Source organism: Vibrio sp. V30_P3S12P165, from assembly GCF_009904905.1.
Lineage (GTDB): Bacteria > Pseudomonadota > Gammaproteobacteria > Enterobacterales > Vibrionaceae > Vibrio > Vibrio fujianensis.
The window spans coordinates 141,994-158,578 of sequence record NZ_WXWH01000036.1; the positions used below are offsets into that span (position 1 = coordinate 141,994).

Genomic DNA, 16,585 nt, shown 5'->3' on the forward strand with positions numbered 1-16,585 from the left:
GGAGAAATATGATGGCTAGTCAACCATTAAATAATGCAGTATCCGCAGAGCAGCTCATGCTTTCTAAAATGGACATCATGCGTACGCATGTCCAACAACCTGAATTTATTGTTAAGGCCAATCCATTGGATGTCAAAGACCTAAACCCTCCGCTCTCTTTTTCACAAGCGATAACCAATGTATTAGATACGGTCAACCAACATCAGTCTGTCGCGAGTCAAAAGATGGCTGAGGTTGATAGCGGGCTAAGTGATGATTTAACCGGGGCAATGATCGCAAGTCAAAAAGCCAGTTTGTCCTTTAGTGCCTTAATGCAAGTTCGCAATAAGGTGGTCACTTCCTTTGAAGATATTATGAAGATGCCGGTGTAATAATGGCTGAATTATCGACTCAGGTGGCAGGAGCGGCCACCATTCAACCCGCTGTGACTCCAACAGCGCAAGCAAGCTCGCTAAAAGGCATGGGTGACCTTTCTTTTAAAATCAAAAAATTATGGTCTAGTAGCCAGCGAAACTTAGTGCTTTCTGCTGTGCTAGCGGCGATTGTGGCGGCGATCATTGTTGTTGCGCTTTGGAGTTCTTCGCAAAGTTTTAGGCCTTTATACAGCCAGCAAGAGCGCTTTGATATTGGAGAGATCATCTCCGTACTTGAAAATGAAGGTATCAGTTACCGCATGCAAGAGCAAAATGGGCAAGTACTTGTGCCCGAAGGTGATGTTGCTCGGATTCGAATGCTGCTTGCAACTAAAGGGGTCAAAGCAAAATTGCCAACAGGGTTAGATTCGCTGAAAGAAGATAGCTCTTTGGGAACCAGTCAATTTATGGAAACTGCCCGCTATAAGCATGGTTTAGAGGGGGAGTTGGTCCGTACGATCATTTCACTCAATGCGGTATCTAATGCTCGAGTTCACTTGGCGATTCCTCGTCAAACGCTTTTTGTTCGCCAGAATACAGAGAATCCATCGGCTTCTGTGATGTTGGAGTTGAAACCCGGTGAAGACTTAAAACCGGATCAAGTCGAAGCGATTATTAACTTGATCGTTGGTAGCGTAACAGGAATGAAACCGGAGTTTGTTTCGGTTATCGACCAATATGGACGACTGTTGAGTGCCGATGTTGCCTCGCTAGAAACAGGCAAAGTGAACGTTAAATTCTTGGAATACCAAAAAAATGTTGAAAAACAAGTCATTCAACGTGCATCTGACATGCTGACACCGATTGTGGGGCCAAGTAATTTTCGAGTACAAGTGACGGCGCATATGAATTTTAGCCAGATCGAAGAAACACAAGAGATTGTCGATGACTCGCCGGTAGTACGCAGTGAACACAGTATCCAAAGCAATGTTATTGACCAGATTGCGTTGGGTATCCCCGGCTCACTCAGTAATAAACCCCCCGTAACCGGTGCTAAAGCGAAAACGCAGGCCAAGGAAAGCCAAAATACCAATGCTCGCTCAGAGATTAATCGACAATTCGCGCTTGGTAGCAGTATTCGTCGTACTCAATATCAACAGGGACAAGTTGAAAAATTGAATGTTTCTGTACTGATTAACTCACAAGCCTCCCCTGATGGGAACGCTTGGACTGAGAGTGAAAAAACACAGATCTTGAATATGTTGATGGATGCGGTTGGCATCACTGAAGAGCGAGGTGATCGCTTGAGTCTGATGAGCTTCAACTTTACACCAATGGATATCGAAGCCACCCCAGCCTTGCCTTGGTGGCAAGATCCAACCGTGCAGCAACCGATTCGTTATGTCATTGGTGGTGTGTTGTGTATGGCGATGATTCTCTTTGTGTTACGACCATTGATTATGCATCTCACCGGTGCCGATCAGCGTAAGCAAGAACTTGAGTTGTCTGAACCACAAGAAGAAGTCACTTATGACAATGTTCAAACCCGAGAAGAGCGTGAACACGAAGCCACATTGAATCGACGTTTGGCTGAAAAAGGTATCGCAGTTTCATCCGGTCTAGATGTCAACAGTGACATGTTACCGCCCTCTGGTTCACCGCTTGAAATTCAATTGAAGCATTTGCAGCTCATCGCAAATGAAGAGCCTGAGCGGGTAGCTGAAGTATTAAAACAATGGGTAAATGTGAATGAACACAGTGCAGTCGACGCAAAAGCAGACGCTTAGTCATGTAGAGCAGACCGCTCTTGTCTTATTAGGAATGGGCGAAGACGCTGCAGCGAAAGTCCTGCAGCATTTTAATCGGGATGAAACTCAGCGAGTGACCCGAGCCATGGCTCGATTGAGCAGTATCAAGAGCGATATGGCAAGAGTAATCATCCAACATTTTTTTGAAGATTTTCGTGAACACAGTGGCATCCGTGGCGCTTCTAAAGAGTATTTATCAAATACTTTGCGTAAAGCGCTTGGTAACGATTTAGCCAAAGGGTTATTGAATAATCTTTACGGGGATGAGATTCGCAATAATATGCAGCGACTGCAATGGGTAGATGCGGAAGTATTAGCCCGTTTTATTGCCAATGAACATCCGCAAATGCAGGCGATTTTTCTGGCTTATTTACCCGCAGACAGTTCATCGGCAGTATTGAAGTTTTTGCCAGCCGATTACCACGATGAATTGCTGTTCCGTATCGCACGGTTGCAAGATATTGATCATCAGGTTACTGCCGATTTGAATGATTTGATTGAGCGTTGTATTGAGCAGGTTTCAACCAGTCAGAGCGCCCCGTTAACGGGGGTTAAGCAGGTTGCCGATATCATCAATCGCTTTGAAGGTGATCGCGCTTCATTGATGGAGATGCTCAAACTACATGATGAAGACGTGGTGCGTGAAATTGAACAGAATATGTTTGATTTCATGATATTGGCTCGTCAAAAAGAAGAAACCATGGACGTGTTAGTACAACAGGTTCCGATGGAGCTGTGGGCTGTCGCCTTGAAAGGAGCAGACATTACCTTACAGCAAGCCATTAAGCGTTCGATGCCCCAGCGCATGGTTAAAGCTCTAGAAGATGACATGCAAATGCGAGGTGCGGTTGGCTTAAGCCGTGTCGAGCGGGCTCGTCAAGAGATCATGGAATTGATCCGTGAACTCAGTGAAGCGGGCGAAATAGAATTACTGTTATACCAAGAGCCAACGGTGGAGTAGTAACATGGCTGATTCTACCAATATGTTCATGGCAAAAAAAATGCGCTTATCCCCAGCGGCTTATCGTCGTCATCGGTTTCCACCTTTAGCGCAAGCGAATACGATTGATGAGCGATTGAGTCTAGAGAGTGAACAGCCAACGTCGCCAATTGACTTACAGCAACGTTTAGAAGCGGGCTTTCAGCAAGGAATGGAGCAAGGCCATGAAGAGGGATTTCGTCAGGGATTAGACCAAGGCGTTCAGCAAGGAGTGCTTGAAGGACAGAAAGAAGGTTTCCAAAAAGGATTTGTTTCTGGTGAACAAGCAGGAAAAAAAATGTTCACAGAGGCGGTTCAACCGGTTCATGAGTTATATAAAGCATTATCGCGTTGGCAAGTCGAAAAAGAACAACAACAACGCCATGTTATTTGTCAGTTGGTACAAAAGGTAGCCCAGCAAGTGATTCGTGCTGAGTTAACTTTGATGCCGCAGCAAATTCTAGCCTTAGTCGATGAGACGTTAGAAGCGATGCCGGGTAAACATGAGACCGTGACGGTTTATCTTAACCCGCAAGATTTAGAACGTATTACTCAGATTAATACGGAGCTAGCAGCAAGCTGGAAGCTGGTTGCTAAACCGGAGTTGCCAGTGGGAGGGTGTCATCTAGTGACTGAGGATGCAGAAGCCGATGCCAGTTGCCATTCTCGCCTAGAAGATTGTATGGATAATATCAAGCAACATCTTTTAGACGAAGTGGTGCTTCCGCAGGCAGACGTTGTTAATGAGTAATCCTGCATTTCGAGATTTGTTAAATGAGCGAATGAGTGAGGCCATTGCCTCGCTGGATTCAGTGCCTATTGCTCGAGTTACCGGTCGACTAGTCAAAGTGAGCGGTTTAATGCTGCAAGCTGTTGGTTGCCGTTTTAAGTTGGAACAGCGTTGTTTGGTTGAGACTGATGAAGGCGATATGATCGAAGCTCAGGTAGTAGGGTTTGACCATACCGTTGCTTATTTGATGCCGATTCGCCGTTTAGGCGGCTTATTTGCGGGAGCGAAAGTGATTCCGCTTGATGGCGATAGTACCGTGCAATTAAGTAGTCAATGGCTCGGCCGTGTCGTCAATGGTCTTGGTGAAGCATTGGATGACGGGCCTGCATTAAAAGGCGGTGAGCGAGTCTCTCTTGAACCCAAGCCAATTAACCCATTAAAACGCCGCTCAGTCGATACCCCTCTTAATGTTGGGGTCAGGGCGATCAATGGGTTGCTGACAGTAGGAAAAGGTCAACGAATTGGCCTGATGGCTGGTAGTGGCGTGGGAAAAAGCGTTTTAATGGGAATGATCACGCAAAATACCGAGGCGGATGTTATCGTTGTCGGCTTAATTGGTGAGCGGGGCAGAGAAGTCAGGGAGTTTGTTGAACGTAACTTTACCCCAGAAACGCGTCGAAAAGCGATTGTTATTGCCGCCCCTGCTGATGAATCACCGTTAATGCGATTACGTGCCACTTTATTATGCCATCGTGTGGCGGAATATTTCCGTGATCAAGGCAAGGATGTACTACTGTTGATGGATTCATTAACTCGTTACGCCATGGCTCAGCGTGAAATTGCCTTATCGCTAGGTGAACCACCGGCATCAAGAGGATATCCACCGTCAGTTTTTGGCATGCTTCCACAATTACTTGAGAGAGCGGGCAATAGCGATAATCTACATGGCAGCATGACGGCAATTTACACGGTGTTAGCCGAAGGGGATGATCAGCAAGATCCGGTGGTGGATTCTGCTCGCGCTATCCTTGATGGGCACATTGTCTTGTCACGTCAGCTTGCCGAACAAGGGCACTATCCTGCAATTGACATCAATGCTTCAATCAGTCGCTGTATGACTGCGTGCACGCAAGATACCCACAATACCATTGCTAATCAATTCAGGTTGCTTTATTCAAATTACCTGCAAGTAAAAGAGTTACTGCCATTAGGGGGGTATCAACCAGGGCAAGATCCTGAACTGGATCGCTCGGTAGCAATTTATCCTCAGTTAAGAAACTACTTACAACAAGCCGCGAATGAATCGGTCGACTATTCGACCAGCTTGACTCAGCTTGCTCAGTTATTTCAATCACAGTCGGTGAGAAATGATGGAAGCTAAGCTAAAAGCTGTCGGTAAATTGCAATTGATGGAAGAAAAACAGCGTGATCGGATCGGGGTAGAACTTGATGAGACTCGGCAACGGCACGCTCATTTACAGACCCAACTCGAAAAATTGTCTGCGCTGAAGCATGATTCCAGTCAATCAGCATTGATGACGCCAAGATTAAATAGCACGACATTGATGAATTTAAATCGAGTTGATCAAATGCTCCAAAAATTGCTCTTGCACCATGAACATGAACAAGCCGTGATTGAAGCACAGTGCTCGTCAATGCAAAAACAGCTAGCCCATAAGCATGCTCGAGTTCAAGGGCTAGAAAAAGTCCTTGATCGCTGGCGAGCGAAGCAGCGTTATGAAAAAGCGAAGAAAGAGCAAAAACTGATAGAAGATATCATCAATTCGCGTTTGAAGAGAAAAACACCATAGTCAAGTGACAGTGAATGATGTCATCATCTCTTCGTGGTGTTGTTTATCATCAATGGAAATGGCCCTAGCGGGAATTTATACATACGGTTGCATTGTTTTTCTGTTGATATAATATCCATACCTCAACAATGCCTGTTCCTAAATGCAAGCTAAGGGATCGACAATCACATAGGGAGAAAACGCTTGGTTATTACATTAATTGCACTTGCTGCATTGCTGTATGGATTTCATGCCACGAGGCGACTATCCAAATTAGAACTTCGGCTTTCTTTGCTTGAACGTCAATTACGGTTGCTGCATAGCCAATTGTTTAATCCAACTGAGCCTACTCAAGCCTCGCCCGATCCTGCAGAGTCTGTTGCTGATGCTCAACCTAGCATGCCATCCGCTCATGTTGATAACGTTCCTTCGCCAAGCGAGTGTTCAAACTATGAACAAGAGACGGTCATTGAAAAACAGCCTGCGTTATCTGAGACAAGATCAACAGAACATGTATCTGTCTCGAGTTTAGTTACCCATGAGAAAAGCTGGCTTGAAAAACAAGCCGGTCGTTTCGTCACGAATTTTAGAGAGCATTGGCTCGTTTGGATTGGTGCACTTGCTATGTTGGTTGGCAGTGGTTATCTGGTGCAGGTTATTGGCAGTCAGATTGAGTTTTCTCCATTGATGAGAGTTCTGTTGGCTGCGGCTCTTTCTCTGACGGTTATTTTTGCTGGCGAATGGTTTCATCGTCGAGAGCAAACAGTGCAAACGCGTGCGATGCGCTGGAAAGAGTTTACCTACGTTCCCGCCGCCGTTACTGCGACGGGATTAATGGGCGTGTACTGTACCGTTATTTTTGCTTTTATTCTTTACCAAATGCTGAGCCCCGGCCTTTCTCTGCTGATTCTTGCCGTTGCTGCGCTAACTAGCTTGGCATTGTCTATGCGCCAAGGGCCTTTAATGGCAGTGCTGGGGTTGATCGGCGGGTATTCAGCACCATTGTGGATCAACAGTAGTGAGCCTAATTATTTTCTTTTAGCCGGTTACATTGCATTCATTTCTATCGCTGCCACATTATTAATGCAATTTATGCGTAAAGCGTGGTTAGCACCAAGTATTGCGTTACCCCATATGGTATGGATGGTAATGATGATTGCGTGGATACCACAACAACTGCTTTTCTCTTGGCTTATCCTTTACCTTTCTTTGACGCTCTATCTTCTTTTTCTTGTCCCGAGAATGGGGTGGTTGCTTCACCCTCGCTATCGTCATTGCCAAAGGCGTTGGTCTCACTCGCCTGTTTTTATTTCCGTTGCGATGACCTTTATGGTGCTGCAATCGGTCACCAAAATCGATCAATTGACGCTATTACACATTCTTTATTTTTACGGACTCTTGATGGCAGTCATTTGTCTACCAGCCCTACGTAAATCGTGGTCATTACGAGTGTTTCTCCCAACAATAATTGCTGGTGCTGTGGCTGTTTTGGCTCTTACGCTGGTATGTGATGCGCTTTATTCATTACAGTGGCAATCGGTGATTTGGTCGGTTTTCGCCCTTTGTATAGTGGTGATTGGTCTACGTTTGTTTAGTCAGGCTCGGCATGATAGTTCAGCGTTTACAACTCGAACATTACTAGTATTAGTACCACTTATCAGCCTGATTAGTCTGGTTTATTTAGATGTATTTATTCCTGATTATGCTTGGTCTTGGACTGTTTTTTCGCTGTGCATTTCTGGAGGATATTATCTGCTAGCTCGACGTTTTCATTCATTAAGCGAGCATTGCTCTGGTATCGTGCATGGAATGGTTGTTGGTTGTTTATGGGTGTGGCTGAATGACATTGAGTTGACCATGGCCATTGCGGTTCAGATCCTAGTGATGACGATGCAGATCCAGCATCGAATTTTCTCACCTGCTAGCTGGATAGTGAAGGTTGCAATGAGTGTATTAGTGCTCCGCTTGACGTTGTTACCTTTTGTTCCCGCGTGGCAACCAGCGGCAAACGCTAATTGGCTTTGGGGTGTCGTTAGTTATTTCCCGGCATTATTTATCCTGATATATGCCCGCACTCGATTAAAAATAATTAACACAGAACTGTCTAACTGGTTTGAAGGTGCCTGTTTGCATCTGCTACTAATGGCACTGTTTACCCAAACCCATTATGCGCTTACTGGACAATATGGTTATTGGGGGGCGATTGATTTTACCTCAGCAATTATTTTCGCCAATCAGGCGTTAGTGATGGGCTTGATATACAGTTATCGGAGCCAGTTTGCGCAAAAACTGACGCCAATTTATCAAGGATATAGTTACTTACTATGGGGCGTTTTCGCTGGCTTGATGCTGTTACTCAATACCTTTGAATCTCCACTTTGGGTCAACCATGTATCGGCTCAAGCGCTGCCAATTGTCAACATGTTGACTTTAGGTTGGCTATTACCAGCCTCGATTCTCGCCGTCGTGGTAGCTAAACGCTGGCCAACTTTAGCGATTCAACGTCAGTGGCTTGCTATTACGAGCGCAATATTGGCTGCACTTTGGTTGGGGATGTCGATACGCCAATTCTGGCAGTCTACATCGATGACATTATGGCAACCGACCGGGATGGCCGAATTATTCAGCTATTCAATGGCCGGTTTATTGGTCGGTGGTGTATTGACTTGGTATGCGGCGACTCGTCATGTCCCCATTTTGCAACGGGTTGGTGTCGCGATATTGGCTGGCGTCGCGCTAAAAGTCTTTTTATGGGATGTCAGCTCGCTTAATGGCTTTTGGCGTGCGGTGAGCTTTTTAGGTTTGGGTGCATCATTAATTGCGCTCGGTTGGTTGTTTCAAAAGCTTAACCGATCATTAATCTCGACTACTGAGGCGCAGAGTTTGAAACCTTAAGCCGTGTCAGTGATTAAGAGGTGTCTCGCATTTGGATAAATAATTTACATTGATTCATCAATCGTCATTAGTTCAATACTATGCTCAGTGAGGATGATTTTGTTGTAATGTGATGAAGGATGTGAAGATGTTTAAAAGAAAAACGGTTGCATGGTTGTGCGGGGTCGGCGCGTTCCCCGTTTTTGCTGCAATGAATATCCAACCTGATCCTGAAACGCCAGATGGTTATCTTATCGCTCGTTCTGATTTGCAAGCGGTCGAAAAAGAAAAAACAGCGAATCCGATGTATGCCATATGGGCAAATGCTTTAGCAACTCGGCCCAACTCAGTCGTCGAGGCGATTGAACCGGGCCAAGCGACAAACCCCGACAACGTGCAACGTGTGGAACGGGTTTTTCCTGAACATGAGTGGAATTTTCTTACTCATATGGCCGCTCCTGAATACACCTATACCCGATTTTTAAGAGCCATTGGCAAGTTTCCCGCTTTTTGCGGTGATTACAGTGATGGACGTGATGCCGATGCGATTTGTAAAAAGTCGCTGATCACGGCTTTTGCGCATTTTGCCCAAGAAACGGGGGGCCATATTGCGAAAGACAATATTTCCGATAATCCACTTGGATTGGAAGAGTGGCAGCAAGCGCTTGTCCATGTTCGGGAAATGGGCTGGTCGGAAGGACAACTCGGTTATACCACCGGGTGTGGGCAAAATGATTGGCAAAATCGCAAATGGCCTTGTGGTGATGGACAAGGTTATTTTGGTCGTGGAGCCAAGCAACTTTCTTACCATTTTAACTACGGCGCATTTTCTGAAGTGATGTTTGATGGGGATGCTTCTGTACTACTAAATAATCCCGGATTAGTCGCCGACTCTTGGCTTAATCTTGCTTCAGCAATTTGGTTTTTCTTAACGCCGCAAGCGCCTAAACCGGCAATGTTACATGTTATTGATAGGACGTGGGTTCCTTCTCAGCGTGAATTAGACGCAGGTATTGGTTATGGATTTGGCACCACCATCAATGTGATTAATGGCGGTATCGAGTGTGGTGAACAAAATAAAAACAAAGGCCAGCCCGTTAATCGGATCCGTTATTGGGAAGGTTTGGCTGAACACTATCAGATCCCAATTGAAGCGGATGAGCAGAATACTTGCTGGCAACAAACGCCTTATGGCAGCTTAAACTTAAATGGCGCAACGGATGTATTATATACCAATTGGGATGGTAACTGGCGCTATTATCCAGACCGTCCTGGTGGTTATTCATTTGAATGTAACTTAGTTGGATTTCAGACGGCATACTCAGCATTAGTTGAAGGGGATTATGAAAAGTGCGTAACTAATTTGTATCAGTCACACGCCAGCTGGCCTAAGGTACGTGTGGTTGATGAATTAACGCCAACAGAGTCAGAACAGCCGAGTGAACCACCGATTGATGGTGTTGAGGTATGGCAAGCGAATAAGATTTACTATGCGGGGGATCAAGTTACCTATGAAGGCGCGATTTATCAGGTGAAATGGTGGTCACAAGGAAATCTTCCCTCTCAAGGAGACCCATGGTTTTTAGTTCAATCTTAAGCGATTAATACTTTTAGCCAACCCCTTCGGGCTGTGTTTGTGGCCGTGGCCCCTTTCTACCTTGTATAAAGACACCACAAACTGCTGCAAACATCAGCTCGAAAGCTAAGAAATAGGGCTGAAATTTCTTCTATCTTCTACGTTATTCTTCTATATAATTCGGCCTGCTTTTGGGAATCTAATTTTTCAATAATGAGTTTTTCTTTTTCATGACTTGTTCAATAGAATCCGCGCGCTTTTTTATTAACATTTTTGTAAGGTAATTTGCATGTCTACTCAATTAGCTAACCCAGCACCGCTAGGTTTGATGGGGTTCGGTATGACAACCATTCTGCTTAATATCCATAATGCAGGGTTCTTTCCGATTGATTCGATGATTTTAGCCATGGGTATTTTTTACGGCGGTCTTAGCCAAGTCATTGTTGGCATCATGTGTTTTAAACGAGGTGATACCTTCGGCACGACGGCCTTTACTTCTTATGGTCTGTTCTGGCTCACGCTGGTGGGTCTGATTGTTATGCCCTATATGGGATTACCTGCCAGCTCGGCCTACTCTATGGGCTGGTATTTACTTTTATGGGGGATCTTCACTGGCTTTATGTTTATTGGTTCACTCTGTTACCCTGTTGCGAAACAAGTGGTGTTTGGTTCTTTAACGATTTTGTTTGCCTTACTCGCGATTCGTGATTTCACGGGCAGTGAATTCATTGGTGTGATTGCCGGTTTTGAAGGGATTTTCTGTGGTGCAAGTGCGATTTATTTTGCTATGGCACAAGTGATTAACCATGAGTATGGACGCACTATTTTACCGATTGGTGCTAAGAAAAAAGAGGTAGCGCCGGTGACGCAAAAGGTCGCCGCTTAATAATGGTCAACGAAAAGGGAAACGACGAGGTTTCCCTTTTGACGATGGATGAGTAGATGGTTGAGGTGATTTTTATTTTACATCAGCTAATTTTTCTAGTACTCGGATAAGCAATTGAATACGTGGCTCAATAGAGTCTAATTGCAAATATTCTTTCTCACTGTGGAACCCTGCACCGACGGGGCCAAAACCGTCTAATGTTGGAATACCTAAAATAGCGGTTGCATTGGCATCGGAGCCGCCTCCAACTGCTTGCCAGTTTACCTCGATGCCGATTTCTTGGCCTGCCTGCTCGACTATTTGCATTAGTGACTCGGTTTGAGGGCTTGGAACCATCGATGGCTTATAGGCTTCACGTTGCAAGTTAATGGTCACGCCATCAATAAAAGGCGTCGTTAACCATTGATGGAGTTGTTGATCCAATGCGCTATATTCGTCATTGTCCCAAAAACGGACATCGATGATTGCCTGAGCTTTTTCTGGAACGATATTGGCTCCAGCCCCTCCGGAAACCATACCGACATTCAGGGTAGTACCTGATTCAAAGTTGGTTAAACGATTGGCAGCTAAAATCCAGTGTGCCATTTCTGTAATGGCACTGCGCCCTTTTTCTGGTTCATTACCTGCGTGTGCTGCGAGGCCGGTAAATTCAAGTTTATAACGAGCCATCCCTTTACGTGCTTTAACTAAGCTACCATCGGCACGAGCGGCTTCAGCAACTAAAACATGGCGTGATTTTTTAGCCACTTGTTGTAACCATTGACTGGAATATAACGATCCGATCTCCTCATCTGGATTCATACAGATACAAATCGATAATTTGTCTAAAATGGCAGGATTAAGATGACGCATTGCAAAAACAATATTAAGTAGGCCCGATTTCATATCAGATACGCCTGGACCGTAAGCTTTATGCTCATCGATGGTCATCGGGCGTTGACTAGCGGTTCCCGGTGCAAAAACAGTATCCATGTGACCAATCAACATCACATCAATATTATCGTTCTGCGGTTGATTACGAATCTCTAAACCGATACCAGCTTTATCACAGTCAACCTGGGTGACTTGCCAGCCGGGCAGTGCTAGAAACTTAGCTTCAAATTGTTCGGCGATATATTTGATACCATCAAGCGTATAAGTACCACAGTCTACATTGATGAGTGGACGTAATTCATCTAAATATTCTACTAATGAGAATGACATAATTGACTCCTAAACCAATAAATTCATAACTAACATTGCACCGAAGGCATTCAAAATAGAGATAATGATCATAATTGGAATGTAGCGACCTTCTGTACCAATAGCCCCCATAATTCGGCCAATGTATTGAACTTGTGAGCCCATTAAATAAATAGCAGGCGCGAGTATCGCGATATGTTCACCGGTTAAAATACCTTGGTCAAAAAGCGTTATCACCACGCCGACAGCACCCCCCATGGACATCCAAGCACCAATCAAGACAGCCGCTGCTTCACCGGGTAAACCAAATAGTGCCATGATGGGTGAGAATAAAACGCCAATAAGGTCAAGAGCCCCCGTTATCTGTAATGCTTTGATAATGACAAAAGCCATCAGCACATTGGGGACGGTTGAGGTTGTTGCAATGACCCAACCTTTTTTGGCTCCCTCAACAAATACATCGGTTACCATAGGTTTTTTTGTCGAAGGGGATGAAGTTTTTGCTGGGTTGCTCATGGTTAAACCCTCCCTTTGGGGGGATGAGTGGCAGTGGGAGGTGTATCTTTTCCTTCTGTTAGATTTAAATAAATACGGAAAATATTGGCACCAATAATTTTAAAAATAAACATGACGGCAATGGCTAAACCAATAGACGAGGTCACGGCTAAGGAACCATCAGCGAGCGTTAGGGTAAAAAGAACGGCTCCAGATGAAAAGAAATTAACGATAGTGGCTCCTGCCGTAAACTGAAACATAGTAAATATATCGGTTTCTCTTTTACTAATATGTCCTTCATCTTTTAGTTTACGTGTCATTGCTGCCCCCGCATCGGTACTTTGCAAAGAAGCAATGAGCGCTAAACCAGTATTGCCTGGAATATTCATGAGTGGGCGTAGAAGAGGCGTTAATAATTTTCGAGCGGCATCAAGAGCGCCGTATTGTTCAAGAACATTGATCATCCCCAAAGCAAACATAACGGTAGGAATGAGTGAAAGAGCAAAGATGAATCCATCTCGAGCACCACTCCCACCATGACCACGAAAAGAGGTGGTAGCGGTTTGCACTCCATCGGCAGTTTCACTCACGCTATAGGCGACTTTGCCGAATGAACCGTTCAGTGTGGTGAAGTCAAATACACCATACCATTGATTGGATTGCAGCAATCCGGAAAAAAATATCACCGCAAATGCTAAGGCGAGATAACTGGCCCAAGTTACTTTTCTTTCAGGTGCAATAGGATTTGTCATAGTAAAGCCCTATATCAGTAAAGACAGTATTCATCTTCTCTTGTCTTGGTGCTTATAAGGATGATCCGTGTCAATGGAATGAATGAATGGCGGTTTGGCTTATTATTGGTTTTAAGTTTTGTGATTACTATCAAATATAAAATATTCCACTTATATTCTGCGTGATTTACCTTGCTTTTATAAAGCAAGGTTGGTAACAACCTCAATGAGATAAATGAAAATGCATGAGTATCAATTTAACCTAAGGGGAGGGTGACGAATCAGTTTGAGATATTACGCTGTGAGTCATTCAAAAAAATTGATTGAGTTGAACATGAAACAGAGGATGGGTAATGAAAAATGTCCGGTACAATTGTGGCAAGATATAAAGGAGAGGATGAAAAATGATGATGTATCACGCCCATGTTTATTTTGATTTACCTCAGCAGCCACTAGCGGATGCTTTGCAGCGCAGAATTATGACCGAATGTAGTGATAAGATTCGCGCAATGTTTCCATTGGTTCCTCGTTTAGTGGGGCCGCACCGTAAACCGATGTTTGAAATTCACTTCACGGAACAGCAAAAATCCTTGATTGATTGGCTGGATAAGGCTCGCGGCGATCTAAGTGTGTTGATCCATCCAGTTTCAGGGGATGATGCTTACGATCATAGTGCAACACAAGTTCGATGGTTAGGAACTATACTCGGTGTTAACTTAGATAAACTTGGTTAATTCGTTTAAAGGTGTTATCAGCATAAGGATGCTATTGATTGAACCGTGAGGGGATAAAAAATTGGTAGGATCGATTAATTTTAGGTTGACTTTCAACCAGTTGAGCAATACCATTTTGCACGCTTAAACACGGTAGATGACATTATTTAGTATCACACTTTTCCGTTAATCTACCTATTCCAGTTAATTTTTCGAGGTACAACAGAAACCTATGGACTCGTCGAGTAGTCGAATATCACAGTATGGTCTTTTCGATGGTTCGAAAACACCAACGGTTTCTTATTAACCTGCCGCTAAATTTTTAGCTTATGTCAGGTAATAAAAATCTTGGCAAAGCGAACTCTTCTTTTTCTTCCATCGTTAATTCCATACGTTAATACTTTGCGTTAAAGCATATATGCCTAACGTAACCTATGACTGATGCTCATATTTTGAGCCGACACGTCGTTACCAAAACAAGAATATAAGCGATTCAAACTTCGCTTATTTGGTTATTGGGTTTCTTTGTCCTGAGCTCAACTCAGGAGAAACAAAAATGACAACATTTCGTCTTAACCGTATTTCTCAGGTTAAAAAAGCACGTACACCGGTGCAACATGCAGTACAAAGCCATATAAAAAGGGAGTTTTTTGGGGTGAGTATTGATTTAACGGTTGGCGAAGTTATCGCCATGTTGAAAGGCTGTACATCGTTTTTATCAACGTTACATGTGGTGGTGCTAATAAACAGTAATAGCGAATATCAAGGCCTTGTTTCAATGAAAAGCCTATTGTTTGCCGAACCAACGGAACCTGTTTCATCTTTATGCCAAGGCGTACATCATTACACTTTTGCCTTAGATGAAGATTATCCTGCTGCATTAAAGCTACGTCAAAGTCGTTGGCCAGTGTTGCCTGTGTTGGATAGCCGACACCGTGTGGTGGGCATGTTAGATATATCGGCTGCACGTACGATTATTCACCGTCAAGCAGAATTTAATACACCGACGGTGTTACAACCATCAGGCTGGAAGCGATTGGTTCGTTTCTGGAACTAATCGTATGAGGATTTTTCGATGCAAACCACAATCATGACTCAAGCCTTGATGGCACTTCATTTCAGTCAAAATCAACAAGATATACAGCAGTTTATTCAGCAGCATCCTTTAGCGGATTGCGCAGAGGCTTTTACTCAATTATTAACTGAGCAAAAACTCACCAGCAAACAGGTTGGTCAATTATTACTATTGCTACCTTTAGAAAAACAAGCAGCCTTATTCGGCTATTTTTCTTTGGGATGGCAAGAAAAGTTAGCGGAACAATTCGAGGCGCAAGAGCTAGCGCAACTCACTGAATTAATGCCTCACGATGAGCGAGCGGATTTACTGACCCAATTAGAGCCAGAATTTCAGCACCAAGTGCTGCAACAAATGGATGATGAAGATCGGCGAGATATTGAACGGTTAGTTTCGTACCCTGAAGATTGTGTCGGGGCAGTCATGACCTCTGACTTTGCCACGCTCACTGCTCAGCAAACCGTAGAAGAAGCCATTAATCAACTGCGGAAAATTGCCAGTGAACGGGAAACCATTTATCAAGCGTATGTGGTTGATGAACAAATGCGTTTGCAAGGTACGGTATCATTGCGAGATTTGGTTATCTCAGAGCCGAGTTTAACCGTCGCAGAAATCATGACGCAAGTGCTGATCTTTGTCCGAGTCGATGAAGCGCAGAATGTGGCTGCCCAGGCGATCAGTAAGTATGACTTACTCGCGTTACCTGTGTTAGATCATCAAAATCGTATGGTCGGTATTGTGACCTATGATGATGCGATGGACGTGGCGGAAGAAGAAGCGGATCGACATATCCATAAGTCAGCAGCTGTTGATTTTGCTGGTAATTTAAAAGAAGCCTCGGTTGGATTAATGTACCGTAAGCGGGTTTTTTGGTTGGTGTTACTGGTCTTTGGTAACTTGTTCTCTGGTGCAGGTATCGCCTACTTTGAAGATACCATTCAAGCTTATGTCGCGCTGGTTTTCTTCTTACCCCTGTTGATTGGTAGTAGTGGTAATGCGGGGGCACAATCGGCAACCTTGATGGTTCGAGCGATTGCCACCGGTGAAGTGATTGGTAAAGACTGGGCTAAAATGCTGGCGAAAGAGCTATTTATCGCCGGTTTACTGGGTATCACGATGGCGATTGCGGTCTCGCTACTTGGCTTATGGCGCGGCGGCCCTCAAATTGCTCTTGTGGTGGCGTTAACCATGCAAATCGTGGTGGTGGTTGGTTCATTGGTGGGGATGTCACTGCCGTTTATTCTCAGTAAACTTAAGTTTGATCCAGCGTCTGCCAGTGCGCCACTGGTCACCACCATTGCCGATGCGGTCGGGGTTATCATCTATTTCACGGTCGCGACCAGTATTCTCGATTTTCCAGTTAATGCTTAAACATGAGTAAGGCCGCGGAATC

General features: G+C 44.4%; 15 protein-coding genes. 12 read left to right on the forward strand and 3 right to left on the reverse strand.

What is annotated here, in order from left to right:
- Window positions 1-11: 11 nt before the first annotated feature.
- From fliE to CAG57_RS08005, 9 genes are all read left to right on the forward strand, one after another.
- Window positions 12-371 (forward strand): flagellar hook-basal body complex protein FliE, encoded by a 360-nt coding sequence (gene fliE / locus CAG57_RS07965; RefSeq protein ID WP_099611951.1) that lies wholly within the window; start codon window positions 12-14, stop codon window positions 369-371.
- 2 nt (window positions 372-373) lie between these two features.
- Entirely contained in the window at window positions 374-2,140 is a 1,767-nt protein-coding gene (gene fliF / locus CAG57_RS07970) for a flagellar basal-body MS-ring/collar protein FliF (protein ID WP_161427743.1), read from the forward strand.
- Window positions 2,103-3,122: a flagellar motor switch protein FliG gene (locus tag CAG57_RS07975; RefSeq protein ID WP_099611953.1), complete on the forward strand. Its 1,020-nt coding sequence runs from the start codon at window positions 2,103-2,105 to the stop codon at window positions 3,120-3,122. The genes fliF and CAG57_RS07975 overlap by 38 nt, the downstream gene beginning before the upstream one ends.
- A gap of 40 nt (window positions 3,123-3,162) precedes the next feature.
- A complete protein-coding gene (gene fliH, locus CAG57_RS07980) occupies window positions 3,163-3,891 on the forward strand; it encodes a flagellar assembly protein FliH (protein WP_202597875.1) in 729 nt (242 codons plus the stop codon).
- Entirely contained in the window at window positions 3,884-5,251 is a 1,368-nt protein-coding gene (locus CAG57_RS07985) for a FliI/YscN family ATPase (RefSeq protein WP_161427744.1), read from the forward strand. The genes fliH and CAG57_RS07985 overlap by 8 nt, the downstream gene beginning before the upstream one ends.
- Window positions 5,241-5,681: a flagellar export protein FliJ gene (gene fliJ / locus CAG57_RS07990; protein WP_099611956.1), complete on the forward strand. Its 441-nt coding sequence runs from the start codon at window positions 5,241-5,243 to the stop codon at window positions 5,679-5,681. The genes CAG57_RS07985 and fliJ overlap by 11 nt, the downstream gene beginning before the upstream one ends.
- A gap of 183 nt (window positions 5,682-5,864) precedes the next feature.
- Window positions 5,865-8,555, forward strand: a complete 2,691-nt coding sequence (locus CAG57_RS07995; RefSeq protein WP_161427745.1) for a DUF2339 domain-containing protein — start codon at window positions 5,865-5,867, stop codon at window positions 8,553-8,555.
- Between the two features lie 127 nt (window positions 8,556-8,682).
- Complete coding sequence (locus tag CAG57_RS08000) at window positions 8,683-10,131, forward strand: chitinase (protein ID WP_161428540.1); 1,449 nt, start codon at window positions 8,683-8,685, stop codon at window positions 10,129-10,131.
- A 268-nt stretch (window positions 10,132-10,399) separates the two neighbouring features.
- Window positions 10,400-10,996, forward strand: coding sequence for an acetate uptake transporter (locus CAG57_RS08005; RefSeq protein ID WP_161428541.1), 597 nt, complete (start codon window positions 10,400-10,402; stop codon window positions 10,994-10,996).
- Between the two features lie 72 nt (window positions 10,997-11,068).
- Here CAG57_RS08005 and CAG57_RS08010 read toward each other — a convergent pair whose 3' ends face one another.
- Genes CAG57_RS08010 through CAG57_RS08020 form a run of 3 tightly spaced genes read right to left on the reverse strand, consistent with a single transcriptional unit; the run spans window position 11,069 to window position 13,425 of the window.
- Window positions 11,069-12,199 carry a M20 family metallopeptidase gene (locus CAG57_RS08010; RefSeq protein ID WP_161428542.1) on the reverse strand — a complete coding sequence of 377 codons (1,131 nt, stop codon included), beginning with the start codon at window positions 12,197-12,199 and terminating at the stop codon, window positions 11,069-11,071.
- 9 nt (window positions 12,200-12,208) lie between these two features.
- On the reverse strand, window positions 12,209-12,694 hold the full coding sequence (locus CAG57_RS08015; protein ID WP_161428543.1) for a YjiG family protein: 486 nt from the start codon (window positions 12,692-12,694) through the stop codon (window positions 12,209-12,211).
- Between the two features lie 2 nt (window positions 12,695-12,696).
- Window positions 12,697-13,425 carry a nucleoside recognition domain-containing protein gene (locus CAG57_RS08020; protein ID WP_161428544.1) on the reverse strand — a complete coding sequence of 243 codons (729 nt, stop codon included), beginning with the start codon at window positions 13,423-13,425 and terminating at the stop codon, window positions 12,697-12,699.
- A 389-nt stretch (window positions 13,426-13,814) separates the two neighbouring features.
- Here CAG57_RS08020 and CAG57_RS08025 point away from each other — a divergent pair, with 389 nt between their 5' ends.
- The 3 genes from CAG57_RS08025 (at window position 13,815) to mgtE (ending at window position 16,563) form a co-directional block, all read left to right on the forward strand.
- Window positions 13,815-14,138, forward strand: a complete 324-nt coding sequence (locus tag CAG57_RS08025) for a DOPA 4,5-dioxygenase family protein (RefSeq protein ID WP_161431183.1) — start codon at window positions 13,815-13,817, stop codon at window positions 14,136-14,138.
- A 535-nt stretch (window positions 14,139-14,673) separates the two neighbouring features.
- The gene (locus CAG57_RS08030; protein ID WP_099611960.1) at window positions 14,674-15,174 is read left to right on the forward strand and encodes a hypothetical protein; all 501 of its coding nucleotides are present in this window, start codon (window positions 14,674-14,676) and stop codon (window positions 15,172-15,174) included.
- A gap of 18 nt (window positions 15,175-15,192) precedes the next feature.
- Window positions 15,193-16,563 (forward strand): magnesium transporter, encoded by a 1,371-nt coding sequence (gene mgtE / locus CAG57_RS08035; protein ID WP_172953245.1) that lies wholly within the window; start codon window positions 15,193-15,195, stop codon window positions 16,561-16,563.
- Window positions 16,564-16,585: the final 22 nt, after the last annotated feature.